Below are 25,800 nucleotides of genomic sequence, written 5' to 3'. Positions count from 1 at the left end.
TGGACGGCGTCGCGATGCGACGCCGATTGTACAAGTGACGGATTAGATCGTAGCGGCAGTCGCCAAGACTTTCGCAAGCCGCGGACCCTCTCTGGCGTTTGCTTGCTGCGCAAACGCCGTCTCTCGCAGAGGGAGAGAATCCAACTTGATTGCCATCCGTGGTTTTTCTTCGTCGTGACGGACCAGCGGGAGAGCGAGGATCCACCTTCTGGCGAAGGTAGCTACGATTTACCGGCGCGAGGAACTGTCGGCTCAGGTCAGCCGGCCAGCGCGTCGGAGACGATTTGCTTCGCCTCGGTTTGGATCCGCTGCAGGTGCTCGGCTCCCACAAAGCTTTCGGCATAGATCTTGTAAATGTCCTCGGTTCCCGAGGGCCGGGCGGCGAACCAGCCGTTCTTCGTGACGACCTTCAGCCCGCCGATGGCGGCTTTGTTGCCGGGGGCTTCGGTCAGACGTGCCTCGATCGCATCCCCGGCCAGCTCTTGCGAACGAACCGATTCGGGGCTCAACGCCTTGAGCGCGCTTTTCTGTTCCGGGGTCGCCGGTGCATCGATGCGGTCGTAGACCGGGGCGCCGAATTTTTCGACCAACGCTTGGTAGTGCTGCCCGGGATCCTTGCCGGTTTTGGCCAGAATCTCGGCCGCCAGCAAGTCCATGATGATCCCATCCTTGTCGGTGGTCCAAGTCGTTCCGTCCATCCGCAGGAACGATGCGCCGGCGCTTTCTTCACCACCGAAGCCCAGCGAACCATCGACCAGTCCGTCGACGAACCACTTGAATCCGACCGGGACTTCGCACAGCGTTCGGCCCAGGTCCGCCGCGACGCGGTCGACCATCGAGCTAGAAACCAGTGTCTTTCCGACCGCGACATCGGCACCCCATCCCGGACGATTCTGAAACAGGTACTCGATCGCCACGGCCAGGTAATGATTCGGATTCATCAAACCCACCGACGGCGTCACGATCCCGTGTCGGTCATAGTCGGGGTCGTTCCCAAAGGCGATGTCGAAGCGGTCCTTCAAATCGATCAGCCCGGCCATGGCCGACGGCGAGGAACAATCCATGCGGATCTTGCCGTCCTTGTCGACCCGCATGAAGGAGAACGTCGGATCGACACGTCGATTGACGATTTCGATGTTCAATCCATAACGATCGGCGATCGGCTGCCAATAGCCGATTCCCGCGCCGCCCATCGGGTCGACGCCGATCCGCAGGTCGGCCGCTCGGATGGCATCCATGTCGACGACATTTTGCAGGTCGTCGACGTACGGGGTGACGTAGTCGTGTTCCTTGACGAACTCCGACGCCAGTGCGGTCGCCAGTCCGATTCGTTTGACGTCGGCCAACCCGTTGCCCAGGATCTCGTTCGCCCGGTTCTGAATCGTGGTGGTCGTTGCCGCGTCGGCGGGGCCTCCGTTGGTCGCGTTGTACTTGAACCCACCGTCGGACGGCGGATTGTGACTCGGTGTGATCACGACGCCGTCGGCCAGTCCATCCCTGCGGCCGCGGTTATGCACCAGGATCGCGTGCGAGACCACCGGCGTGGGCGTGAACCCACGTTGGGCGTCGATCACGGTCGTGACACCGTTGGCGGCAAACACTTCCAAGGCGGACGAAAAGGCGGGTTCGGACAACGCGTGCGTGTCCATGCCCAAGTACAGCGGTCCGGTGATCCCCTGGGCCGATCGATACTCACAGATCGCCTGGGCGATGGCCAGGATATGGTGCTCGTTGAAGCGGCCGGTTTTGGAGGTGCCACGGTGGCCGGAGGTGCCGAATTCGACCGCCTGAGCCCGATCGCTGGGGTCGGGTTTCAGCGTGTAATACGACGAAATCAGCCGCGGGATGTTCTCAAGTAGGTCGATCGGAACGGGCTGGCCGGCAAGTTCGTGCAACGTCATGGTCGGATCTCGTTCGGAGGAGTGATTCGCTTTGGAAGCGGTATCCTAACATTCCTTGTGTCCCGACGACGCCCCGGGCCGGCGACGCCAGCGAATCAGGGCCCTGCGCGGGACAATCGCGAAAAAACCTGCGCCCGACCGTGACAATTGCGTTGACCTTTCGGCCTAATCCAACAGAGCCAAACCCACGGAGGTCAAACATGTTGGTGTTATCAAGAAAATTGGGCGAGCGGATCGTCGTGAATGATGAAATCGAGATCGTCGTCTCGCGGATCAAGGGCAATCGAGTTTCCATCGCCATCGAAGCCCCGAAATGGGTTTCGATTCAGCGCGGCGAGCTGACGGTGCCGGCCGCCGAGCCCGAAGAAACCGTGGGATAGGCTTCGCCCTGGCAAACGTAGCTACCTTCGCCAGAAGGTGGATCCCCGGTGATTCCCACGCTCGCATCGAGCGTCGCGACATCACAACTTTTGTGGTCCAGCTAACCGTCGCTCTCGATCACGCCTCGCATCAGAACCGAGACGTCCGGGTTTTGGTACACACGGTCGATCATCGCCGCATACACCTCGGCAAACCGCGGATTGGTCGCCAGATCACCAAACACCGTCGTGAGTTTCAAGAACGAAAGCTTGTCGTCTTTGGTCTCGCCGGCGGCTTGGCACAATTCCTCTTTCATCTCGTCGACCACTTCCAGACGTTTGCCGTGTTGATCAACACGTTGGCCCAGTTGTACAGATCGGCCATCGAGTCCCCAGCGATCTTGTGCAGATACGTGTACAGACTCAGCCGGGTCTGCACCGCGATCGGCGCCGTGATCAACGTCCAGCTGGCAATCGCCAGGCAGTTTCCGATCAACAGCCCGATTAAGATGTCCGTCGTGGTCGCGCCCAGTGCAACAAAGGTCGCGCCGATCACAAACTCGGTCGCCGCGACGTGCTCGGCGGCGTACAGGCCGATAAAGTGGGTCCAGCCGTGAAGTTTGTGATCCGGAATCGGCAACTGCTCCGGATCCATGTCTGCAATCGCCTGCGGGGCCGCGTCAGTGCTCATCGTTAAACATTGCCTAATCAAAGACGGCGGCACTTGTGCTCGCCGATGGTTGGGAGACTAGACCTGCGATGATACCGGACTGTAAGGTGTCAAACGGCGACTATCGCGGCGCGGGCCCTCTCTGGCGTTTGCTTGCTGCGCAAACGCCGTCTTTCCCAGAGGGAGAGAATCTAAATCGGTTGCCTGGCGACTCGAACAGGGCAATTCGGTTGATTACAGGCGAGCCAACAATTCGCTTTTCTTGTTGGCGAATTCTTCATCGGTGATGTAACCCTTGTCTTTGAGTGCCCCGAGTCGCTCCAGCGTTTCGATGACATCTTCGCGCGACTTTGGGGGCGTGCCGGAGTCGCTCGGCACGTCGGGCATCGAAACGTTCGCCGGTTGGCTTTCGAGGGGCGCAGCTTGGCTTTCCGCTGGGGCAGCGTCGGTTGACATCGAAGTTGGCGCGGGGATGGTGCCATCGCGTGAGATCACCGGCAGTGTTGACAGATCGACCGTTCCGTACTGGCTGGTCAACAGGATGGACTGTCCACCACCTTGTTGTTGACTGAATCCGCCGATCTGATGGTCCAAGGTGTCGTAAACCCACGGTGTGCCTCCGGTCGTCACCGCCAGTCGATGCTTGTCGGCAAAGTAGGCGTAGCGCAGACTGTTCTGCGACCCCTGGGACGTCGGCGTCCCCAACTCCCGCGGCCACCAGTTGGTCGTCGGATCGGGCACAAACAGGCTGTTGGCCGATCCCATCTGTCCACTCGACTGAGCCTGTGAATTCATGCCCCCCTGGCTTTGCGATTGAAACGAACCGCTAAAGGGTGTCGTTTGATGGTTGGCCAATTCGTTGGCGATGTCATTGCACAGATTGTCGACCAGGTTTTTCAAGTTGTTATTGAACAGATCGCTGACCATCGTCATGCCGCCGCGCATCCATTGGCCCGAGCCGCAGAATTCGGGATGATTAAACTGGGCCATGGATCCGTTGCCGTAGTAAACCGCGGTCAACATGTGGGTCACCGCATCGGTGGAAAGGCCGTAACGGCTGGCGAGAGACTGGACGATTTGCTGACCGGTCGAAGAGAGATTGGGCATGGTGGTGTATCGGGTTGAAATGAAGTCGTCACGAGCGCGCCCCGATCAGACCTGCAGAGAGACTCGCGTCGCCAGCCTTGGATTCCTTCCACCAACGCAAGTGTTCAAAGTTCGAACGAACCCTTGAGCGTATCAGATACGCTTTGAAAATGAATGTCCTTAACCGGGCGGGATTGTCGAATAATTGGCGGACTGGTTCACGGCCAACTGTTTCTGCGGGTCTTCAACAAGACCGCTGCCTCGACCCGCGTCGTGGGAAACGTCTTCCGGGCAGCCTTGCATCGCGTGTTGAGCCCCCAGGAGATCGGTTTGAGCAAACGGCACGCCCGGCGATTTTCCAGCTGCCTGGCTGGACGAGGGCCGTGCTGGGACCGTCGCCTGTCGTCGGGCTTGAAGGGAGATACAGCAAAAAGTTGACAGCCGCGGCGAGGGCTGCCACATTAGACATTGCTTCTAGTATTTGCGATGCTCTCTTTTGTGGCCCCCCGCTCCATGATCCGCTCTCATCCTTCGTGTGTTCGTTTGGTCGGCACGCTTCTGTTGCTGTGCGTCCCCGCAGTCGTCAGTGCCCAAGAGGCTCAAGACGACAAGCCCAAGGAATTCAAAAACCGGTTCCTTGAGATGGCCGGACGGATTTCGATCGCTCCGGCGGGGCGATCCCAGGAATCGTTCACGCTGCACCGGCAACCGGCACTCAGCTGGAGCAACCCCGCACGGCAGACCACGGCCGGGGCGATGTTCCTGTGGACCGCGTCCGGGCGGCCCCAGGTCGCGCTCTGCCTGTACCCCAACGGTGAACACGTCATCGATCTCGAATTTCAATCGCTCTCTGACCAGGCGCTGACGGCCGACAATGACGGCCAACTGGTGTGGCAACCTGGCGAACCCGGCATCCGCTGGCAGACGCTCGATGACGCCCCGCCGCCGGCGCGATCGCCGTTGCTGCGACGACGGCAAATGCGCGTGTTGGCACAGAGCTTTGCCTCGCGTCTGGTGCCGCCGAACAAGAACCCGATCGAGCTGCGACTGCTCGACACACCGGTCTACCGGTACGAACTCGATGAAAAGGCGCCCGTGATGATCGACGAGGGCGAAGCGGAGTTGATCGACGGCGCGGTGTTTACGTTCGTCCAGGGCACCGATCCAGAAGTGCTAGTGTTGTTGGAAGCCGTCAAGGCCGGTGACCGCCAGGTGTGGCAGTACGCATTGGCCCGCATGAGCATCGTCCCCACGCAAGTCCGTCACGGCGACGCGATCGTGTGGGAGACGAACTGGGCGGTGCAGCGGCCGAGCACGCCCTACTATGTCTACCGATCGTTTTAATCAACCAATTGACTTGACAACTTTAGACCGCCTGTCTAAACTCACAGTTATTCCGGCAAGGCGATCGCGTCGCTGGCGCGATTCCAGCTCACGGGTGAAAGGGCCATTCAATGAACAAGCTAGTCATTTTCGTGGCATTGGTGATGACCGTCGGGGCGTGGCGCCCAAGTCCCGCGTCGGCGGACTCTCAGGGCGACGAGCTGTCTCGATGGATCGACCAGCGGGGCGAGCGGGTCTGGGGGGAGCCGCCGGAGAAGTGTGATGACCTGACGTTTGTCCGGCGTGTCTACTTGGATCTGGTCGGTCGCGTGCCCAGCGTTTCGGAGATCCGCGACTTTCGCACGCTCGGTGAAGACCGTCGCGACTTGTTGGTCAACGAGTTGGTCTTCGGCGAAGGGCCGCGTCGGGAGACCTACACGCGGCTTTCGGCGTCCAGCTTGGCGCGTCATTGGCGGCGTGTGTTGGTCCCGCCGGGCACGGTCGTCAACGGTTCGGTCCAGGGTTTGGAAACTTGGCTGGCCGATGCGTTTCGAGACGAAAAGCCGTACGACGAAATGATGCGCGAGATCGCTCAAATCCAGTCGTCCGGTTCGGCGGGCGGCTATTACCAGTTGGTCGGCGGCACGCCGGAAAGCTATGCGGGGAATCTGTCGCGGGTGATGCTGGGCGTGCGTTTGGATTGCGCGCAGTGTCATGACCATCCCTTTACCGATTGGAAGCAGGGTGACTTTTGGGGTCTGGCGGCGTTCTACAGCGACATGAGCCCTGCGGGGGCCGATCCGGACGGGTCGCGGCCGACAGGCAAAAGCGGTGAGATCCGATTCGAAGGCCAAACGTACGCGGCGAAGTTTCTGTGGGAGGACGAGGCGCTCGAAGACGCCTCGCGGGCACCCCGAATCCGCTTGGCCCGTTGGATGACGTCCCCGGAGAATCCCAATTTTGCGGCGACCGCGGTCAATCGATTCTGGCAATTGCTGGTCGGCCGCGGGTTGTACGCCGACATCGAGAACCTGGACCTGGCCAGCCCGGACGAGCGTGAGTTCCTGGACGATTTGGGACAAAAATTTGCCGAGGACGGTTTCCATGTCCAGCGGCTGATCGCGGCGATCTGTAAAACGAACTGGTATGCCGCACAGGCGATGTCGCAAACCGAGTCGGAAGAGACGTTTCGGCGCGAGTTGAAAGTGATCAGTCCGGAGCAGGTGTTTGATTCGCTGGAACAGTCGCTTCATTTGCCGATCAGCCGGATCGATCCGGCGGCGCCGCGTTGGACCGGCGCCCGCGTCCAGATGGTCAACCGACTGGGCGAAGCGATCGGCGAGACGCCGGAGGACTACGCGTCGGGGATTCCGCAGGCGTTGATGATGATGAACGGCCCGGTCACCTCCGACGCGATCGACTTGGACCGCAGTCGGTTGTTGCGTGCGGTCGTCGAGTCGCCGTTTTTTGACGAGGACAAACGGATCGAAACACTCTATCTGGCGGTGCTGACACGCGAGCCGTCAGAGGAGGAAAAGCAATCGCTGACCGAGTACTTGGACAACAAGCCGAACGAAACGATGCGCCGCAAAGCGTTCGGCGAAATCCTGTGGGCGCTTCTCAACAGCCCGGAGTTTGTGTTATGTCGATGACGCGATCTTTCGAAACGTTTTCACGACGCGACCTGTTTCGCATTGCCGCCGCATCGGTCGGTGGAATCAGTTGTTCGCCGTGGTTGCCAAGGCTTGCGATGGCGGCCGGAACGAAACGTCCGCCCAAGGCGTGCATTCTGTTGTGGATGGCTGGCGGACCGAGCCAATTGGAGACGCTGGATCCAAAACCGGGGCACCGCAACGGCGGGCCCACCCAAGCGATTTCGACCGCCGTGCCGGGGATCGAACTGAGCCAGAACCTGCCGGGGTTGGCGACCCAGATGAAGGACGTGGCGCTGGTGCGTTCGATGAAAACGCGCGAAGGGGATCACGGCCGGGCGACGCAGTTGATGATGACGGGGTATCGTCCGATGGGCGGCATGACCGACTATCCGGTGCTCGGTTCGTTGATCTCGCACCGTTTGAAACCGGCCGGATCGCCGCTGCCCGGATTCGTTTCGATCGCACCGTTTCGATTCGGCAATCTGGGTTCCGGATTTCTCGGCCCCGACCATTCGCCGTTGGTCGTTTCCGGTGCCAGCAACGATCCCAACACCCGCGCCAATTTGACGGTCGAAAACCTGGACGTCGCCGGCGGAAATCCCGACGCGCTGGCCGAACGTCAGGGGTTGTTGGAAATGTTACGCCAGGGATCCCCTCAATCATCTGCGGCCGCCATCAAGCACGCTTCGGTGTACGACCAGGCGATGCGGATGGTGGAAACACGTGGCGAGGGGGCATTTGACCTGGATGATGAAAAAACGGAGTTGCGCGACGCCTATGGTCGCAACCGCTTCGGCCAGGGTTGTCTGCTGGCGCGTCGGCTGGTCGAACGCGGCGTGCCGTTTGTCGAGGTTTCACTGGACGCGGCCGGCCAAGGGACGTGGGACTCCCACATCGACAACTTCAGCACCGTCAGTTCGATGTGCGAAGTCTTGGACCCGGCCTGGACGACACTGATGAGTGATCTCCGCGATCGCGGCATGCTCGATTCGACGCTGGTGGTCTGGATGGGCGAGTTCGGACGGACGCCGCGGATCAATCCCAACCGGGGCCGCGACCATTTCCCGGATGCCTGGAGCGTGGCGTTGGCCGGCGGTGCAATCACCGGCGGCCAAGTGTACGGCAAGACCTCCGCCGACGGCATGGAGGTCAGCGACAACCCGGTTTCGGCCAGTGACCTGTACGCCACCATGCTCGAAGCACTCGGCATCGACTCGGGCGGCGACAACGCGATGGGCAACCGGCCGATCCCGTTGGTCGACGAAGGCGGGACTCCGATTCGGGAGCTGCTCGGATGAGAGGGAACGGGTTGAGGCAACAAACGGGACGTCTTCGTCGCTGCAGTCGCCCGACGGCAGAACGACCACGCTCTGGCGAGCGTCGCGACGGCGGTGCGCGGCGGTCGGCATGGGTGATTGCGATGCTGTTGTTCCCGGTCGTCTTGGCCGCCAAAGACAGCGTCCCGACCGATCCCACCGCCAGCGGTGTGCACGACATGTTGCTGCTGCTGCCCGACGGCCCCATGCACTTGCGGATCCAAATCACCAGCGACGGAAAATCGCTGGAGCAAACGCGGCAAGACTACCTCGCCCGTCTGGTCACGATGCTGGACACGGACAGGGATGGAAAGGTCAGCCGCGCGGAAACCAGCAATCATCCGTTGTTCACCACGTCGCGACGGTTTGAAGGCAACCCGTTTCTTGCCTCGCTGCGCAACAAACGTCCGTTCACCGAACAGGAATTGGCGCTGGCGGTCGACCGGGCGGCCGGCCAAATGGTCACCTACCGTCAAAACAATGCGTTGGCCGAACAGGACTTGAGCGTTTTTAATGTGTTGGACCAAGACCAATCCGGGTTGATCGATCGCCGCGAGATGCGGTTGGCCGCGGCCGGCATCGCGGCCCGGGACAGCGACTTTGACCAGTGCATCACGTTTGACGAATTTCTCAGCGAATCGATCGACACGATGAACGGAGTGATCGTCAACGCGATCGACCAAGAGCCGCCGGGCTCGGTGCATGCGGAGTTGCTTCGCAATGCGGCCGAGCCGATCTTGCCGGCGCGATTGGTTCGCCGCTACGACCGTGATCGCGACGCGCATTTGACGGCCGAAGAACTGGGTTGGGGCGAGCCACGGATCGCGGGTTTGGACAGCGACGGCAACGGGCGGTTGAGCATGCAGGAGTTGTCTCGCATCGCGTCGATGAAACCGGATCTGGCGTTGAGCGTCGACTTGAGTGACACCAGCGGCAAAGCGATGAAGGTGCTCGATCACCTGGGCGATGACGCGATCACCGCCCGCGACGACCTGGTTCGCATCAAACGCGACTCGATGTCGTTGGGGGTCAGTTATCGCTACCGCGATCCGATGGCCGAAGCGGTTTCCAACGCCTCGGACGCCTTCAACGCGATCGACGTTGACGCCAACGGCTATTTGGACCGGGACGAAATCGTCGAACACCAGCGGTTCGAACGCTACCTGTTTGACGCGATGGACAAAGACGGTGACGACCGCGTGTTTGCCGACGAAATGATGGACTACGTCAAAGAGTACACCGAACCGGCGTCGACGTCCTGTCAGGTCACGCTGCTCGATACGGGCAACGGATTCTTTCAATTGTTGGACGTCAACGCCGACGGGCGGATTTCGATTCGCGAGCTGCGGGCTTGTGAATCCACCCTGATGCAAGTCGCCGGTGACCAGCCCCAAATCAATCCGTCACGCATGACCGCGTCCTACCGGATCGAAATCAAACGCGGCGGGGTCAGCCTGTTCGGACGAGTGGACCGTCCGTCGGCCGAAACACCGGCGGCGCTGTTGGCACCGCCCAGCGGTCCGATCTGGTTCCAACGCATGGATCGCAACGGGGACGGAGACCTGACCTGGGACGAATTCTTGGGACCGCGAGACATCTTTCACCAATTGGATCAAGATCGGGACGACCTGATCGACAAAGCCGAAGCCTCCAACGCAGACAAGCTAGCCGGATGAGTACCACAACTGACAACGCGTCATCGCCCCAGGATTCCCAGGCATCGCCTTCAAGCAACGGCCAACTGCTCGACCAGGTGGACAAGCTGCGTGAATCCCGCCGACAGCTTCGCGAAGAAGTCGGCAAGGTCATCGTCGGCCAACAGGACGTCGTCGACCTATTGCTGTTGGGGCTGCTTTGCCGCGGCCACGTGCTGTTGCACGGCGTGCCGGGCTTGGGCAAGACGCTGATGGCGCGGACGCTGTCGTCGACCTTGGATTTGAAATTCAAACGCGTCCAGTTCACGCCGGACTTGATGCCCTCGGACATCACCGGGACCGACGTGATCGAAGAACAGGAGGGCGGTGGCGGCCACCAATTGAAATTCGTGCCGGGGCCGATCTTCACCAATTTCCTGTTGGCCGACGAAGTCAACCGGACACCGCCCAAGACACAAGCCGCCCTGTTGCAGGCGATGCAGGAACACGAGGTCTCGGTCGGTAACACCACGTATCAACTGGACCCGCCGTTTTTTGTCGTGGCCACGCAGAACCCGATCGAGATGGAAGGCACGTACCCGCTGCCCGAAGCCCAGGTCGATCGATTCATGTTCAACATTCGCGTCCGCTATCCGACGATCCAAGAGGAAGCCGACATCATCCGCGGCACGACGGGAACGGAAACGTTCCAGCCGTCGGCAGTGCTCTCGTCAGCCGACTTGCTGAAGTTGCAAGAGATCGTCCGCAGCGTGCCGGTATCCGATGACGTGATCATGTACGCGGCCAGGTTGGTGGCGGCGACGCGCCCCCAGGCGAGTGACCGTGTCGCGATCGGTGGCGGGCAAGACGTCGAAATGGTGCGCAAGTACGTGACCTATGGGGCCAGCCCACGGGCCGGCCAGGCGTTGGTTTTGGCCGGCAAGGCGCGGGCGGTCCTGGAGGGCCGATACCACGTCGATTTTGCGGACATCGCGGCGCTGGCGCATCCCGTGCTGCGGCACCGCTTGGTGCTGAACTTTCACGGCCGCGCCGACAACGTGGATTCCGATGACGTGATCGACGCGCTGTTGGATGCCGTCAAGGAGGACGTCTCTTGATCGCATCGTCCCAATCCGACCGACCATCGGGCCGTTCTTCCGCCGCCGCGGCGAACTCTCCCGACTGGCTCAAGCCGGACGAACTGGCGCGTCTCAGTTCGATCGAGCTGCGTGCCCGCGGCGTGGTCGAAGGGTTTCTGCAAGGATTGCATCGCAGCCCCTTTATCGGTTACAGCGTCGAGTTCTCTTCACACCGACGCTACGGCCCCGGCGACGATCTACGGCACGTCAATTGGAAACTGTTTGCCCGCCAACGGAAACTGTACGTCAAGGAATTTGACGCCGAAACCAATCTCAATCTGTACCTGTTTGTCGATGCCAGCCGATCGATGCAGTGCAAGGTCGACGGCGCGATGACCAAGCACGAGTACGCCGCGACGCTGGCCGCCGCCTTCGCCGCTTTGGCGATCAAGCAACGTGACGCGGTCGGCCTAGGGTTGTTCGACGACGGCGTCCGCCACTACCTGGACCCGTCGGCAAAACCCGGTCGCTGGGAAGATTGTCTGAGCCTGTTGTCGACCACCCCGGAAGCCAAAGGCACGGCGCTCTCGAAGTCATTGGAACAGGCCGCGGCACTGGCCCGGCACCGCGGCGTGGTCGTGATCCTGAGCGATTTGGTCGACGGCGACGTCGAAGGCATCAAGAAGGGGCTGCAACAATTGCGGCACCGCGGGCACGAGGTGATCGTGTTCCACTTGCTGGATCCCTTCGAACGCCATCTGGCCGACAGCGGACGTTACCGCGTGTTGGACATGGAAAGCCCCGCCGAATTGACGACGAACATGGAAAGTATCCGCGCCGATTATTTGAACAAAATTCAGCACTGGTGCGATCAACTGGACGACGCCTGTTTGTACCAGGGCGTCGACCGCATCGAGCTGACCACCGATCAACCGCCGACCGCGGCGCTGGTCGATTACCTGGTGAAACGAACGACCTGACATGAACTTCATTCAAACCGGATTCCTGATCGGCGGTCTGGCCGTCGCGATCCCAGTGCTGGTGCATCTGCTCAGCCGCTGGCAGGTCCGTCGTGTGGAGTTGGGGACGATGCGTTTCTTGCAAGAAGTGATGCAGGACGGCGCCCAACGCCGCAAGATCCGGCGTTGGTTGCTGTTGGCAACCCGGATGGCCACGATCGCCGCGTTGGTGTTGCTGTTCGCACGCCCGTATTTGCCGGAAACGATTCGCCGCGATGGCGATCGATTACGGGTGATCTTGATTGATCGATCGGCCAGCATGTCGATGCCCGGCCAAGGCGGTCGATTGATCGATGATGCGGTGGCCCAAGCCACCGACATTGCCGCCGAACTGGGGACCGACGCGACCGTCCTGTGGGCCTGGTTCGATTCCGATGTCGACCCGCTGGACGGCAATCCGTCCCGCGTCACTGCGCCTCGTAATGTGGTCGGCGACACGAACTATTTGGCGGCACTCCGCTGGGCACGCGACCGCATCGCGGCCAGTCCCGACGCGATCGCCGACGTCGTCCTGCTGTCGGATCTTCAACAATCCGGCTTGGCCTCCGATGCGCTGGAATCGGCATCGTTGGAAATGCCCAAGCATGTGCCGGTGCGAGTGGTCGATGTCGGCCGACCGGCGGCAAACAACCTGGCGATCCAATCGGTCACCACCGCTTCCAAGCGACTTTCACCCCTGCGGGATGCGATCACCAACGTCACGCTGTTTAACTTCGGCACCTTGCCGATGGAAGAGATTCCGATGACGGCCACCGCGACCAACGGCCGACGGAGTGTGCGTTTGAAAAAGTCGATCAACCTGCCCGGCGGCCAAGCCCAAGAACTGGCGTTTGATTTCGGCAAACTTGAACCGGGACTCTGGCAGGTGACGATGCAGTTGGACGTCGAGGATGATTTGGCGATCGACAATCGTCGCATGACGGCGTTCGAGATCGCCGAGCCCGCACCGGTGGTGGTGATCGACGGCGGATCCCGCGACGGCGACCAGATTGCCGAAAGTTATTATTTGACCGCGGCACTGCGTCAGAGCAGCGAACCGACCGAATTGTCATCGGAGGACGAGCAAGCCGGACCGCAGCGGTCGGGACGGTTTGATCCCCGAACCGTGTTCTTGTTCGATGACGCCTTGCCCGAGATCCACCCCTCCCGTACCGAGCTTGTGGTGGTGACCGATTGCGGTTCGGTCCCGGCACAGACGATCGAGCGGTTGGAAGCCTACGTGACCGCCGGCGGCAAGTTGCTGGTATTTGCCGGCGACGGAGGTGAATCCGGTGCGTCAGCCTACACCGCATGGCAACAGTCCGGATTGGCACCGGGAGAGATCCACAAGCCAGTGCGTAGCGGCGCGATGCCGTTTCGGATCACGTCGTTGGAAGCATCCAGTGCGATGCTGGCACCGTTCGGCGACCCGCAAACCGGGGACCTCAGCCGGCTGTCGTTCGATCAAATCCTGCGCGTGAATCCGGCAAGCGAAACCAAAGTGCTGGCACGTTTCGAAGGCGACCGACCGGCGCTGACGCGGCACCGAGTCGGTCAAGGCGAAATCGCGTGGTTTCTGTCCAGTGCCGATGATAGCTGGGGCAATTGGCCGACCAGCCCGCTGTACTTGCCGCTGGTGCACCAGATGGCGGCGGACTTGTTGCAACTGACCGGCGAAGGAAAGATCCGCTACCGCACCGTCGGCGATGATCGCGACGTAGCGCTGGCACCCATCGGACCGTCAACGGATCTGCGAACCGTTTCGGCACGTTCGGGCGATGTGAAGCCGGTCACGTTTGAGAACGTGGGTTTCGAGCCGTCCGGCGGCGCGCTTTACGTCGTCAATTCGGCGGGCAAGGAGTCCGACCCGACACGGGTTGCCGTCGACCAATTTGCCCAGCACTTTCAAATCACGCCCGCCGATCCGGAATCCGCCGAGCCGACCGAGACGGTGCAGGGCGAATACCGACATGAATTGTGGCCCTGGTTCGCCGCCGCGGCCGTCGTCTTGCTCATTGCCGAGTTTTCTCTTGCCAATCGGACCTCCGCATGAACGCTCCCGATGTTGCCTATCAAGTTGCGCGGCAATTTACGGCGCTCCGCCGACGCTACCTTGCCGTCCGTCTTGCGACCGTGACGGTCGCCGTGGCCTGTTTTCTGCTGGCCGTGTGGGTGCTGGTCGGACTGATCGATTATCGCTGGGAATGGAACCAACGTTGGCGGACGACCACGATGGCGACGGCATTGGTGGTTGCCGGCGGGTGGTTGCTGTGGCGAGCGGTTTCGCTATTTCAACAAACCCGGCAGAAAACGTTTGCGGGGATCGTCGAGCGAACGTTCGACGATTTCGGGCAACGGATCCGCACGGTGCTCGATACCGTCGGCGGACGCGTTCAAGGTCCCGAGGAGATGCTGACGGCGCTCGGAAACCAGACTCTCGGTCGTTGGGAATCCGCCTCGCCGGCGCGTCTGGTCCCCGTCCGCACGCTCGTTTCAGCGGGGATCGCGACCGCGGCGATCGGTGCGGTCTTGATCGGATTGCTCGGTGTCGGTGGCGACTGGCGACTGGCGATCCTGCGAGCGATCGGAATCGACCGTCCCTACACGAGTTTAATGGTCACACCGGGTGATGCCACGTTGCTCGAAGGCACGCCGGTCAACGTGTCGCTGGATCTCGTCGGACGGACCAATCGCGACGTCTTGCTGCGTTACCGCGAACTCCGTCCCGTCGCCGAGGAGAACAGCGAAGCCGAGGGACGCAGCGGAGCAGAGGGCGATACGGCGGAATCAGAAGCCGAGTGGATCGAAAGTGAAGTCTTGGCCGAGGAACATCACGCCGATGACGAACGCGCCGACGCCCCGCGGCGAAAGACGTTTCGCACCAACCTGGGCAAAGCCACATGGCCGATCGAATACCAGTTCGTCTCCAGCGGGCAAATCACCTCGGTGCACCGAATCGACGTCCAACCGTTGATCGAAACCGAAAGGATCGAAATTGCCGTCCAGCCGCCCGAGTACACCGGTTTGCAAACGCGTGTGTTTGACAAGCCCGACCTGACCGTGTTGGAACGATCCGAGGTCACGGTCTCAATCGAATTGAACCATCCGCTGCAAGAAGCGACGTTGGAGATCGGTCCCAAGACGTCGCAACTTTCTCCGACGCCGCTCGAATCGCCCCAGGACCGGCGACGTTGGGCGTTCACCTTGCCCGCCGACCAAACGCTGCGTTGGCGGTTCTCCGGGTCGGGCGTCGACGGGACGCCCATGGAACCGGTGACCGGTCGGCTGGGTATCCGTCGCGATGCCGCACCGTCGATCCGTTGGCGGGAGCCGAGTGACGAGATCAAGGTCCATACGCTGGCCGAAGTGCCGTTAGGGGTCCAGGTCGCCGATGACTACGGGATCATCGAGGCCGGGATTGCATTTCAGCTCGGTGGCGACGACGAATATGTGCTGACCGATTGGACCCCCGACGTCGACAGCGACGATTCGAATGCACCCCGGGGCGAAAAGACACGATTGTCGCTGGCCGAATTGTTGCCGTTGGAATCGCTGGCGTTGTCCGAACGTGATTACATCGCCTACTACGCCTATGCCTTGGACAACCGCCCCTGGGGCAATCATCGCAGCGAATCCGACGTGCGGTACATCGACATTCGACCGCTGCGTCAGTTCTATCAAGAGATCGATCCGCCCGGCAACAATGACGGCGCCGGGTCGCGCGTGTTGGTTCGGTTGGACGAGATCATTCGGCGCGAACGGTTCGTGATCAACCGCACACGAAAGTTGATTCGCGGCGGAACCGAGATCGCGACCCAACTGGGAACGATCGATCGGCTGGTCGAAAACCAAAGCGAACTCGCGGATTTGACCCGGTTCCTGGCGGAGTTCTTTATCTCGCGCGGGAACGACGACGTCGAAGCACTCAATCAAGCCGAAGCCGCGATGTTGCAAGCGGCCGACTCCCTGGCCGTCGGTTCACTGGACTTGGCACAGGTGCAAGAAGAAGAAGCCCTCCGGTCACTCGCCGAAGCGCGACGCACGCTGGAGATCGTGTTGACCAAACGGATGACGATCGCCCAGCAACAGGCACTGCGGCGGCTGGCCCGTCAGTTGCAACAAAAACTGCGTCGCGACCGCCCCGAAACCGAGCGTGAACTGGCCGATTCGCTGAAACAGATCGCGCGTCAACAACGCCAATTGGCGATGAACGCCCAATCCGCCGCTTCGTCGACATCCTCCGCATCCGGTGGGCAGGGAAAGCCCTCCGATGACGTGATGAAAAATGATACCGAGTCGCCGCCGGGCGAAACGGGAGCGGACGACGAGGACGAACCGGGCGAGGAAGCCACACCGTCGGATGCCCCCAGCGAGGACGCCAGCGAGGATTCGAATGAAGGCTCGAACGATGACTCGATTGTCGAAGCTGATCCCGCAGCCCCCGCCCCCGAAGACTCGCTTTATGAGCAACAAATCGAACTGCTGGAACGGCTTGACGCGATTCGCGAGCCATTGGCCGATCGGCTGGCCCGGTCGGAGCTGATGACCCGGCGGATGGATGAGGCTCAGGCCGCGATGGATGATCTGGCCACGCAAGCCCGCGAAGGCGAACTGGAAACGCTGGCCGACCGCGGGCAGACCGTCAGTGACAAGATCGATGAATTGGGGTTGCAGTTGGAAGCGTTGTCGGCCGCCGAACCGGTCACCCGAGTTTCTTCCCTGCGTGATCTGACCAGCGGGATGGCCGGCATGGAACATCAACTGGCCACGAGCGATCAACCACCCCCAAGCCGCGGCGGTGGCACGCCAGCGGAGCCAGCCCCGAGCGACAAGGAGATGCTTCGCCGGCTGGCACAACGGATGGCGGCCCGCAGCGAAACGCTGGGCGAAGTCATCGCATCGCAAGCCGAGATCGGTGACATCGAGATGAGCGAGGTCAACGACCAGCTTGAAAACTTCGTCGAAGAAACCGATTTTCTGGACCAGTTGGACGAGACCCGCACCGCGGCCGAGCAGATTCAAGGCGGCAAATCGCCCGCGGAGGAAAAAGTCGCTTCCGAAGCGATGGAGCGGGCGGTCGAATACGCCGAAGCGGCAACGCGTCTTGAACGTCTGTACCAACAGCTGGTCACACCTCGACTGGCCCGACTGCGACGGATGGAACAGCAAGCCAACCAGATCGCAGGTCAAGCCTCCGGGGGCGGCGGAGAGGAGGATCCGGAAACCGAGCGGGCGGTGCGGGCATTGAAACGAGAGTTGCAAGAGGAGTCGCTCCGAGAGCTTGCCGAACTGCTCGGTGGCAATCAAACGCAAGAAGAGGACGAGGCACAACCGACCGGAACCGGCCAGACCATGGCCGGCCCGTCACGAGCATCCGGCGGTTTGGCCCTTCGTGAAACCAACTCCGTTGCCAACCGCGCCCGTTTGGTCGCCGCCGAGCTTCGTGAGCGGATCCAGCAAGTGATCCTGTTGGAGATTGCGGTCGACCGTCAGACCCCGATCCCGTCGGAGTATCGCGGTGCGGTCGACGGGTACTTCAAGACGCTCGCGACGGGCAATCCATCGGAAATGGACGCGTCGGCTCCGGGAGGAACGCAGTGATGGGAACCTGGATTTTTGCCGCCACGTACTTTTCGTGGACATCGCCGCTTTCGACCCGAGGGTGGATCGCGTTGGCGGCGGCATGCGTGCTGGCGTGGTTCGTCCTGCGCACGTTTTGGGGGCGTTCGCTTGTCAGCGGCCGGGCCGGATTGATCGTGATTCGTGCCGCCGCGGTTGCGATTCTGATCGCGATTCTGTTGGGGCCGACCGTGATCGACGAACAGGCCGGTGAAACGACACGGCCGTCGATGATCTATTTGTTTGACGGATCGCAAAGTATGCAGTTGGGCGGCGAAGCCAGCCGCTGGGAGCAAGCGATTCGGTTTGTCGGCGAGGCGCAGCAGAGTGCCGGCGGAGGGTATTCGGGCGATGTCCAAGCGTTTCGGTTTGGCCACCGCTTGTCGCCGCTGGTCAAGTCCGCCGACGCGTCGGGGCAATCCGCCGATGCGGGCCGTTTGCAGGAGTCTCAGCTCGCAGGGAACCAACACGGGCGAGAGGACTTGGAGATCACCTTGGTATCCGAATCTGGGATCGGAACATCGGCCGACGCGATCCCCGGTCCGGAAGCATCCGATTCACGGCTGGCCGATGCGCTGCGTCAATTGATGCCACAGGTCAGCGCCAAGTCATCGGCCGGAGTCGTGTTGTTGTCCGACGGGCGAGTACGAGCGTCGGAATCGGTCGAACGTCTCTCGGAGTTGTTCGGTAAATCCGACGTGCCGATCCACGTCGTCCCGATCGGCCAGGCCGGAGGGTCGGGGGATATCGCGATCGTTTCGTTGGTCGTGCCTTCGCGGGTGAGAAAGTACACCGAGAATGAATTGCAGGTGTTTCTACGCAGCTTTGGCTATGCCGGTCAACCGACCACGGTCCGCATCCGACGCAAGAGCGACGAGGGGAATGATTTGGCGTCGCTGCCGATCACGCTTTCCGGCGGTGCACAGTCGGCATCGTTGACGTTTCGTGTCGACGAGCGTGCCGAGGACTTGGTGGTTTCGGTCGATCCGGTCGATGGCGAGCTGACTCGGCGGAACAACCAAGTCGAAACGCGGGTGGAAATCGATCGCACCAAGGTCCGGGTGCTTTGTTTACAGAACAGCCAATCGTCGAACGGGACGCCATCCTTGCTCAGTCGGTTTCTGCCGATCGGCGGCGGATCACCGTCGCCGTCGACGTCGGCCGTTTCGATTCAGTCGGCGCTGCAAGCCGACGAAGACGTCGAATGTTCGACGCTGGTCAGTCTGGGCGGCCAATCGCTGAGACGACTTTCCGCGGACGGTTCCAGTCAAACGTCCGGCGGATTTCCACGCACCCGCGCCGAGTTGTTTGCCTATGACTGTGTGATCTTCAGCGACGTCACTCCGGCGGTGTTGGACGAGGAACAGCAACAATGGTTGATGCAGTGGATCGACGGCCGCGGTGGGGGGCTGATCGTGACCGGTGCGTCAGCACTGGCGGCCGACGGTTGGGAAGACTCCCCGATCGCGCCGCTGTTGCCGGTGACGCTGGAATCGGCGGCCGCCGCGTTCCCCGTCCCCACCGCGGTTGAAGTGACGGTGCCCAATCATCCGGTCTGGCGACTGAGGATCGAAAAACGACTCAACGATCAATTGCTGCACGCGTTGCCGGATCTGGCGATCGGGGAGTCGAACTTCGCGGCGAAAACCAATGCGATGGTGTTGGCCCACCGCCGTGACGATTCGAAGCCCGTGATGGTCGTCCAGCGCGCCGGCCGGGGCCGCGTGCTCGTTTCCAGCGCCTCGCTGTCGGGGGCTGCACTGGAGCAACTCTCGCAGAGCTGGGGGGCCCAGCCGGAACGCGTGGCGGGAAAACTGTGGCGGAATTTGGTCTACTGGGCGACCGAAGAATCTTCCACCGGCCGTCGGCGATTGGTCGTCCAGTCCAACCAACGCTTCTATCGACCAGGACAGCGGTTGTCGATCCGCGCGACCGCCTATGACGAAGCGGCGCGACGATCACAACAGTATCGGATCTGGGCCATGTTCGAACCCGAATCGCTGGACGACATGTCGCTTTACTCCCCCGTGTTGTGGCCCGACAACGTCGTCCGCGAGAGCGGCGAAGTCGCGCCACGGATCGCCTGGGGCGAAGAGTTGCCGCTGAAATCGAATCCGGAAACGGGTGACTATCAGATGGATCTGATGCTCAGCGAAACGGCGACCGCCGGCGACAGCGGGATGCGAATCGAATTGACCGCATATGAGGGGGCTGAGACCGAGTCCTCATTCAATCACGGCACCCAGGTCGACAGCACGTCACTGGCGATCCAGATTCTGAGCGATCCGTTTGAACAACAAAACCCGCTGCCCAACCAGGAATTGATGGCCCGTGTGGCGGCGGTTTCCGGCGGTCAGGTACTCGACCACCCCGAACAATTGGGCCAGTTGCTGCGTGGCCGCAAAGAATTTCGCGGACCGCCGACCATTGACGCGTCTCCGGCATGGAATCGGACGTGGCTTTGGCTAGGCTTAATCGGTCTGCTATCGACCGAATGGGTTTGGCGGCGAATTTCGGGCCTGGCATGATAGATCTTCACTTTCCGATCGCTCAATAGGATTGGGCGATCATGACCGACAAAGAAACAATGGCAAAACCTTCGAAAGATGTAACGGCGGCCGAACTGGCGATCCTGGAAAAGCTGTGGGAGCATGAACGCGCGACGCTGAAACAGCTGTCCAAATGGCTGTACGGGGCCGAAACCCCATCGGATATCGCGACCGTGCAAAAACTGATCTCGCGGCTGGAGGCCAAGGGTTGTGTGTCCCGTGATCGCGATTGCTGGCCGCACCAGTTCCAAGCCGCCATCGACCGAGACCATTTGATCTCGCATCGATTGCAAGCGACCGCCGACGAACTGTGCGACGGAACGATGTCCACGTTGCTGACGCACCTGGTCAAATCCGCGAAATTCAATTCACGTCAACGCAAACGTCTCCGCAAAATCCTTGACGATCTGGATGCCGAATGATGGCGATCGCGGAAGTGATCATCGGTAACCTGTGCTTGGCGTCGTTGATCGGCGTGCTGGCATGCATCGTCGGTCGCTGTGGCCGCCGAGCGGTGCTGGCCCATGCGCTTTGGATCATGTTCTTCGCCAAACTGGTCACGCCGCCGATCGTTTCCATTCCGCTGCCGATCCCTTCCTTCGCCGCCGATCCGGCCGCATCCCCCGTCGCGATTGTGTCGGCACCCCAGTCAACTCCCTCGCCAGAACAAGCGAAAACGCAACGTCCGATCGATTCAATTGGATCAACACCGGGATCGGCCGTCTCGCTCGAGCGATTGGGTCCCGACATGACGAACCCGTCCCCCGAGCGACGCGCATCCGGCCATCACGCCGGCGGTTTTGCTTGGGTGAATACGAACTGCCTGATGTGCTTGGTATGCGCCATCTGGTTGGGCGGGTTCCTGGCATTGGTCGTTCACGGCATCCTGCGTCTGGTCCGTTTCCGCAAATTGATCGGCCAGTGCGGACAGGAAGATGCGGAAGCGACCGAGATGGTGCGTGAGTTTGTGCGGTGTCACGGTGGCTGGCGAATCGGCCGACGCACGCCGCGCGTCGTTCGCGTCGGTGTCCACGTCTCACCGATGCTGTTCGGTTTTGCGACGCGGCCGATCATCGTGTGCCCCGAGGGGTTGTGGCAATCGCTGTCGCCGGCCGATCGCAAATCGTTTTTGGCGCACGAGACCGCGCACTTCTTGCGTCGCGATCATTGGGTGCGATGGCTGGAATGGTCGGTCTCGGCCGTCTATTGGTGGTTCCCCGGCGTCTACTTCGCCCAAAAACAACTCGAGCGTCATGAGGAAGCCTGCTGTGACGCCCGGGCCGTCAAGATCCTGGGGACCAAACCGCGGCAATACGCCGAAGCGCTGTTGCGCGTGGTGGATTTCATCAGCGATCACCAAGCCGGATTGCCCATGTTTGCCAGTGGGATGCAACCGACCGCAACATTAGAAGAACGGTTGCGGTTGTTGATGCGGAATGAATTGGACCAATCCCATTCTCGGCTTCATACCTGGGGCAGCGGACTGGCCTGTGCGGCGATTTGGATGGTCCACCCCGACGTCTATTCCTTTCAACTGCCGCGTGGTGAGGATCGCCAGCGGGAAGCGATCGCCCAGCGTGAACGCATCGCCCCGCTGCCGAGCATCGACTCCGAAGTGCCGATCGAACACTGGGACGAAGCCGAGTTGCCGGCGGCACCGAGCGGATTTTGGAACACCACGCCGATTCGTCATTGGGGTGAATTCTCGTTCAACGTCTCGGGCTATCGTTTCACCGCGATCGCCGGCGAGGGATTTGCAATCGACCGATCCGCGGACGATCCGCTGGTGTTTGACCAGCGGAGTTTGACCGCCATCGCCGAGATCCCGGCCAGCGGGCGGGTGATCATCGGTGACGCCGCCGGCAATGTTCGGCTGTGGGATTTGAAGGCCGGGATGCCGGTTTCGTTGCTCGGCCGGCATACCGCCGACGTGACCAGCATCGCGGTCACGCCCGATGGCGGTGTTTATTCGGCGGATTCGGCAGGAGCGGTGATCCGTTGGGAATTGCAATCCGGTCGCACGCTGGCCCGTTGGGATGGCAAGGCTCATTTGCCGGAGTCACGCCCCGATGCGGTCGCCGTCCAATCCATCCGTTCGTCGGTCGACGGCCAATGGATCGCGGTGCTGTGTGGTGACTGGCGGCATACGTCGATTCCAAAAACACTTCACTTGCTCGACGGCCAAACGCTGACCGAGCAGGCAAGCATGGAAATGGCGCCGCAGACCGCCGTGGTGTTGGCCGATCAAAACGGCGATTGGTATGCGGTCAGTTGGAGCGGCACCGTTCACCCGCTGGATGATTCCCGGCCGATCCGACAAATGAAAAAGGATCACGTTTCAGCCCTCGTTTTGTCGCAGCATGCGGTGCTGGATGTGCCCGACGCAGGCGAGGAACCTTCCCCATCGACCATCACGTCCCGATGAACAAGACGCAGTGGGATAGGCTTCCAGCCTGTCACCGGCTGGATCGACAGGCTGGAAGCCTATCCCACTTTCCCCCCATTCCCGGAACCGAGTTGCTGCGATGAACTATCGAGAATTTTTTCGGCTGATTCTCCTGCTCGGTTGCGGCGTCTTGCCGGCGGTTCCGATTTCCGCCCAAGAGTCGTCGGAATCCTCGACCGGAATTGATGCATCGCCATCGGTCGCCCGCCGCATGCTGGTTTGTTGTGGTTTGCCCGGTGACGATCGACACCGTGAGCAAATGACTGCGGCGATTGAGAGCATCATCGGAACCTCGCAATCCGTACTCGGCGTGTCGCCGGATCAGTTGACGGTCCTGGCCGGTGATGAAACGATGCAATCGGCACTTGTGCCGCTCCATTCGGAAACCGGAATCTGCACGCGCGAGTCACTTGAAGCCGCGCTCGCCCAGGCGGCCGAAACATTGAATCCCGACGACGCGTTTTGGGTCGTGATGATCGGGCATTCGCATCCCTACGGCGGCGAAAGCCAATTCAATGTTTCCGGCCGTGATTTCAATCAAGGTGATTTCGCAAAAGCCGCTGCGGGAATCGAGTGTCGTGAACAGGTCTTCTGGTTGACTCAGCCACTGAGCGGATTTTGGATCAAACCGCTATCCCGCCCCGGACGCATCATTCTCACTGCGACCGAAGCCGACCTGGAATTTACGGCGACCGAAATGCCGTATGCGCTGGCGGCGGTGTTGGACGGTAGCGGTGAAGCCCAATCGCTGGAAGACGTCGACGGGGACGGGTCGCTTTCGTTGTTGGATCTGTACCTGGCGACGAACCTTGAAATCACCGCTCGATTTCGCTCGATCGATCGACTGCAGACCGAACACGCCCAACTGGACGACAACGGAGACGGCCGCGGCAGCGAGCTGCAAACCCCTTACTTGCCCGTCGACGAGGAGGACGACGACGAAGACGAGGACGACGACGGTGAAGAGGAGGAAGAGACCGATGAGGGTCAGGCCGAACCGGCCGAGCAGGAAGCGATCGCCAAGCCGCCGTTGATCCAAAGCCGCAACCTGGACGGGTTTCGAAGCCGCTACGTCTTGCTGCAGGCACCATCAAAGTAGCAAGCAACTGGGACGCTTCTCCATCATTCTGCCATCCCTCCCCTAAGCTTCGCCAACTCGACAGGCCGTCGTGGCTGGGTAGAAAGGTAGGAAGATTTTGGAGGTAGGAAAATTACCCAAATCGAATGGATGTTGCATTTCATCATTTTCTTACCTCCGAAATTTTCTTACCCGACTTCCGTGTCCCTCGCCGCTAGCCTGGCCTGTTCGAGTGCTAATGCCCCTGGATCGCTCCCCCGCCCCGCGATTCGGAAGGTTATTCTAAAGCCCGGTGCATCTGCACCCATGTGATCCGTCCCTCCCCGCCAAAACACTCGCCATGATCTCCCGCCCCTTCACCCTCTGGCTGCTCCTTCTGATCGGACTCAACCTCGGAGCTGTTGCACCGCCGGATGCCTTTGCCCAGTCGCTGGAATTGAATCTCCGCTACCAGGAATCGACCGCCGAAGGGTCGGCGCGATACCATCGTTTAATGCGTCGCGAGCGCTGGGACGCCGCCCGGACGGCCGTCATCGTCTGCGACATGTGGGATTCTCATCACTGCGTCAACGCGGTCCGGCGCGTGACCGAACTGGCGCCGCGGATCGATCGGTTTTGCAACACGCTGCGGGAGCAAGGCGTGACGATCATCCATGCACCCAGCAGTTGCATGAAGGCGTACGAAGACCATCCGGCGCGAGGGAGAGCGATGGCGGTTCCGCAGGCGGCGACGCTGCCCGACGACATCGCCAGCTGGTGCAACCAGATCCCCAGCGAACAGCGCACCGCCTATCCGATCGACCAATCCGCCGGCGGCGAAGACGACGATGTCCAGGAGCATCGGCAGTGGGCGGAGCGTTTGGCCGCAATCGGACGCAACCCGCGCGCTCCTTGGCAACGCCAGGTCGACGCGATTTCAATTGACCAGCAACAGGACTACATCAGCGACAGCGGCACGGAGATTTGGAGCATCTTGTCCGACCGAGGCATCGACAACGTGATCTTGGTCGGTGTCCACACCAACATGTGCGTGCTGGGACGTCCCTTCGGGCTGCGTCGGCTTGCGTCGGCGGGAAAAAACGTGGTGCTCGCCCGCGACCTGACCGACACCATGTACGACCCTCGGGCTTGGCCGTACGCGAGCCACTTCACCGGCACGGATCTGATCATCGAGCACATCGAACGCCACGTCTGCCCGACGATCTCCAGCGATCAAGTGCTCGGCGGCCAGCCCTTTCGCTTTGCCGACGATGACCGCGTTCGGTTACTGATGTTGATTGCCGAGAATGAGTATCAAACCAACACGACGCTTCCCCCGTTCGCAGCGAAACACCTGTCTCAGCATTTCAGCGTCCACATCGCTTGGGCCAGCGAGACCGATCGCAATGAGATCGTGGGGCTGGGTGAGTTGGCCGATGCTGATGCCTTGTTGGTGAGCGTTCGTCGGCGGGCACTCCCCGAGCGAGATGTTTCATTGATCCAACACTTTGTTCGTCAAGGAAAACCTGTGATCGGCATCCGCACCGCCAGCCACGCGTTTTCGCTGCGTGGGAAACAGCCACCGGCTGGAAACGCGGTTTGGGAATCGTTCGACGGCGACGTGTTCGGCGGAAACTACACCAATCACTACGGAAACCACTTGAAATCCACATTGCAGCCAGTCGCCGCTGCGGTGGAGGATCCGATCGTTTCGACCAGCGGTGCGGCCGGCATTCACCCCGGCGGTTCGCTCTACAAGACAGCGCCGCTGCTGGCTGGTACGCGAGTATTGTTGCAAGGGAGCGTGGACGACCAGCCGCCGCAACCGGTCGCGTGGACGTTTATCCGCAACGACGGCGGACGCTCGTTCTACACCTCGCTGGGGCACGCCGATGATTTCGCCCAAGCCGAGTTCGAAGCGTTGCTTTCGTCCGGCATCCACTGGGCATGCGGGCTGCCGGCACACACCCTGGCGGAAGTCAACGCCCAGAACAAACGTTACGCCGCCGGCGAGGGCAAGCAGTAGCGGCGGTCCCGCGAGCGAAAAGGGGACGGGGGTCAATAGCCGGCACGGCCCTCCGGGTGCTTCGCACTATTGACCCCCGTCC

Annotated in this window: 17 protein-coding genes and 1 pseudogene; 14 read left to right on the top strand and 4 right to left on the bottom strand. The window is 61.2% G+C overall.

Annotated features, from left to right (window positions below; genetic code table 11):
- Window positions 1–257: 257 nt before the first annotated feature.
- Entirely contained in the window at window positions 258–1,901 is a 1,644-nt protein-coding gene (pgm, locus tag H1B37_RS13285) for a phosphoglucomutase (alpha-D-glucose-1,6-bisphosphate-dependent) (RefSeq protein ID WP_182867152.1), read from the bottom strand.
- Window positions 1,902–2,101: 200 nt separating this feature from the next.
- Here pgm and H1B37_RS13280 point away from each other — a divergent pair, with 200 nt between their 5' ends.
- Window positions 2,102–2,281: a carbon storage regulator gene (locus H1B37_RS13280; RefSeq protein ID WP_182867151.1), complete on the top strand. Its 180-nt coding sequence runs from the start codon at window positions 2,102–2,104 to the stop codon at window positions 2,279–2,281.
- Window positions 2,282–2,382: 101 nt separating this feature from the next.
- On the opposite strand, the gene H1B37_RS13275 is transcribed toward H1B37_RS13280, so the two are convergent.
- The 3 genes and pseudogenes from H1B37_RS13275 to H1B37_RS13265 all read right to left on the bottom strand — a co-directional run bounded on the left by H1B37_RS13275 (window position 2,383) and on the right by H1B37_RS13265 (window position 4,037).
- Complete coding sequence (locus tag H1B37_RS13275; protein WP_182867150.1) at window positions 2,383–2,577, bottom strand: hypothetical protein; 195 nt, start codon at window positions 2,575–2,577, stop codon at window positions 2,383–2,385.
- 26 nt (window positions 2,578–2,603) lie between these two features.
- A pseudogene (locus tag H1B37_RS13270) lies at window positions 2,604–2,951 on the bottom strand (hypothetical protein); the annotation flags it as partial.
- Window positions 2,952–3,164: 213 nt separating this feature from the next.
- Window positions 3,165–4,037 carry an SHOCT domain-containing protein gene (locus tag H1B37_RS13265; protein ID WP_182867149.1) on the bottom strand — a complete coding sequence of 291 codons (873 nt, stop codon included), beginning with the start codon at window positions 4,035–4,037 and terminating at the stop codon, window positions 3,165–3,167.
- Between the two features lie 492 nt (window positions 4,038–4,529).
- Between H1B37_RS13265 and H1B37_RS13260 the strand changes: the two genes are divergently transcribed.
- The 13 genes from H1B37_RS13260 to H1B37_RS13200 all read left to right on the top strand — a co-directional run bounded on the left by H1B37_RS13260 (window position 4,530) and on the right by H1B37_RS13200 (window position 25,718).
- Window positions 4,530–5,360, top strand: a complete 831-nt coding sequence (locus H1B37_RS13260) for a hypothetical protein (RefSeq protein WP_182867148.1) — start codon at window positions 4,530–4,532, stop codon at window positions 5,358–5,360.
- Window positions 5,361–5,470: 110 nt separating this feature from the next.
- Window positions 5,471–6,991 carry a DUF1553 domain-containing protein gene (locus H1B37_RS13255; RefSeq protein WP_182867147.1) on the top strand — a complete coding sequence of 507 codons (1,521 nt, stop codon included), beginning with the start codon at window positions 5,471–5,473 and terminating at the stop codon, window positions 6,989–6,991.
- A complete protein-coding gene (locus H1B37_RS13250; RefSeq protein ID WP_182867146.1) occupies window positions 6,988–8,292 on the top strand; it encodes a DUF1501 domain-containing protein in 1,305 nt (434 codons plus the stop codon). The genes H1B37_RS13255 and H1B37_RS13250 overlap by 4 nt, the downstream gene beginning before the upstream one ends.
- Window positions 8,293–8,414: 122 nt before the next feature.
- On the top strand, window positions 8,415–9,986 hold the full coding sequence (locus H1B37_RS13245; protein ID WP_182867145.1) for an EF-hand domain-containing protein: 1,572 nt from the start codon (window positions 8,415–8,417) through the stop codon (window positions 9,984–9,986).
- Window positions 9,983–11,062 (top strand): AAA family ATPase, encoded by a 1,080-nt coding sequence (locus H1B37_RS13240; RefSeq protein ID WP_182867144.1) that lies wholly within the window; start codon window positions 9,983–9,985, stop codon window positions 11,060–11,062. Before H1B37_RS13245 ends, H1B37_RS13240 begins: the two co-directional genes overlap by 4 nt.
- The gene (locus H1B37_RS13235; RefSeq protein WP_182867143.1) at window positions 11,059–12,003 is read left to right on the top strand and encodes a DUF58 domain-containing protein; all 945 of its coding nucleotides are present in this window, start codon (window positions 11,059–11,061) and stop codon (window positions 12,001–12,003) included. Before H1B37_RS13240 ends, H1B37_RS13235 begins: the two co-directional genes overlap by 4 nt.
- 1 nt (window position 12,004) lies before the next feature.
- A complete protein-coding gene (locus H1B37_RS13230; RefSeq protein ID WP_182867142.1) occupies window positions 12,005–14,074 on the top strand; it encodes a BatA domain-containing protein in 2,070 nt (689 codons plus the stop codon).
- Window positions 14,071–17,622, top strand: coding sequence for a coiled-coil domain-containing protein (locus H1B37_RS13225; RefSeq protein ID WP_182867141.1), 3,552 nt, complete (start codon window positions 14,071–14,073; stop codon window positions 17,620–17,622). The genes H1B37_RS13230 and H1B37_RS13225 overlap by 4 nt, the downstream gene beginning before the upstream one ends.
- Complete coding sequence (locus H1B37_RS13220) at window positions 17,622–20,168, top strand: glutamine amidotransferase (protein WP_182867140.1); 2,547 nt, start codon at window positions 17,622–17,624, stop codon at window positions 20,166–20,168. Before H1B37_RS13225 ends, H1B37_RS13220 begins: the two co-directional genes overlap by 1 nt.
- Window positions 20,169–20,209: 41 nt before the next feature.
- A complete protein-coding gene (locus H1B37_RS13215) occupies window positions 20,210–20,611 on the top strand; it encodes a BlaI/MecI/CopY family transcriptional regulator (RefSeq protein ID WP_220498191.1) in 402 nt (133 codons plus the stop codon).
- Entirely contained in the window at window positions 20,608–22,614 is a 2,007-nt protein-coding gene (locus H1B37_RS13210) for a M56 family metallopeptidase (protein ID WP_182867139.1), read from the top strand. Before H1B37_RS13215 ends, H1B37_RS13210 begins: the two co-directional genes overlap by 4 nt.
- Before the next feature lie 100 nt (window positions 22,615–22,714).
- Window positions 22,715–23,734: a hypothetical protein gene (locus tag H1B37_RS13205; RefSeq protein ID WP_182867138.1), complete on the top strand. Its 1,020-nt coding sequence runs from the start codon at window positions 22,715–22,717 to the stop codon at window positions 23,732–23,734.
- A 319-nt stretch (window positions 23,735–24,053) separates the two neighbouring features.
- Window positions 24,054–25,718 (top strand): ThuA domain-containing protein, encoded by a 1,665-nt coding sequence (locus tag H1B37_RS13200; RefSeq protein ID WP_182867137.1) that lies wholly within the window; start codon window positions 24,054–24,056, stop codon window positions 25,716–25,718.
- Window positions 25,719–25,800: the final 82 nt, after the last annotated feature.

It is taken from the genome of Stieleria mannarensis, from assembly GCF_014154935.1.
Lineage (GTDB): Bacteria > Planctomycetota > Planctomycetia > Pirellulales > Pirellulaceae > Stieleria > Stieleria mannarensis.
The sequence above is the reverse complement of the archived record's forward strand: the minus strand, read 5'-3'. Positions and strand labels throughout refer to the sequence as shown.

Coding starts and splice junctions, on each gene's coding strand:
- H1B37_RS13230 (WP_182867142.1), top strand. CDS start 12,005: ATGAACTTCATTCAAACCGGATTCCTGATCGGCGGTCTGGCCGTCGCG.
- H1B37_RS13250 (WP_182867146.1), top strand. CDS start 6,988: ATGACGCGATCTTTCGAAACGTTTTCACGACGCGACCTGTTTCGCATT.
- H1B37_RS13240 (WP_182867144.1), top strand. CDS start 9,983: ATGAGTACCACAACTGACAACGCGTCATCGCCCCAGGATTCCCAGGCA.
- H1B37_RS13265 (WP_182867149.1), bottom strand. CDS start 4,037: ATGCCCAATCTCTCTTCGACCGGTCAGCAAATCGTCCAGTCTCTCGCC.
- pgm (WP_182867152.1), bottom strand. CDS start 1,901: ATGACGTTGCACGAACTTGCCGGCCAGCCCGTTCCGATCGACCTACTT.
- H1B37_RS13225 (WP_182867141.1), top strand. CDS start 14,071: ATGAACGCTCCCGATGTTGCCTATCAAGTTGCGCGGCAATTTACGGCG.
- H1B37_RS13200 (WP_182867137.1), top strand. CDS start 24,054: ATGATCTCCCGCCCCTTCACCCTCTGGCTGCTCCTTCTGATCGGACTC.
- H1B37_RS13220 (WP_182867140.1), top strand. CDS start 17,622: ATGGGAACCTGGATTTTTGCCGCCACGTACTTTTCGTGGACATCGCCG.
- H1B37_RS13210 (WP_182867139.1), top strand. CDS start 20,608: ATGATGGCGATCGCGGAAGTGATCATCGGTAACCTGTGCTTGGCGTCG.
- H1B37_RS13205 (WP_182867138.1), top strand. CDS start 22,715: ATGAACTATCGAGAATTTTTTCGGCTGATTCTCCTGCTCGGTTGCGGC.
- H1B37_RS13280 (WP_182867151.1), top strand. CDS start 2,102: ATGTTGGTGTTATCAAGAAAATTGGGCGAGCGGATCGTCGTGAATGAT.
- H1B37_RS13215 (WP_220498191.1), top strand. CDS start 20,210: ATGACCGACAAAGAAACAATGGCAAAACCTTCGAAAGATGTAACGGCG.
- H1B37_RS13255 (WP_182867147.1), top strand. CDS start 5,471: ATGAACAAGCTAGTCATTTTCGTGGCATTGGTGATGACCGTCGGGGCG.
- H1B37_RS13275 (WP_182867150.1), bottom strand. CDS start 2,577: ATGAAAGAGGAATTGTGCCAAGCCGCCGGCGAGACCAAAGACGACAAG.
- H1B37_RS13245 (WP_182867145.1), top strand. CDS start 8,415: ATGCTGTTGTTCCCGGTCGTCTTGGCCGCCAAAGACAGCGTCCCGACC.
- H1B37_RS13260 (WP_182867148.1), top strand. CDS start 4,530: ATGATCCGCTCTCATCCTTCGTGTGTTCGTTTGGTCGGCACGCTTCTG.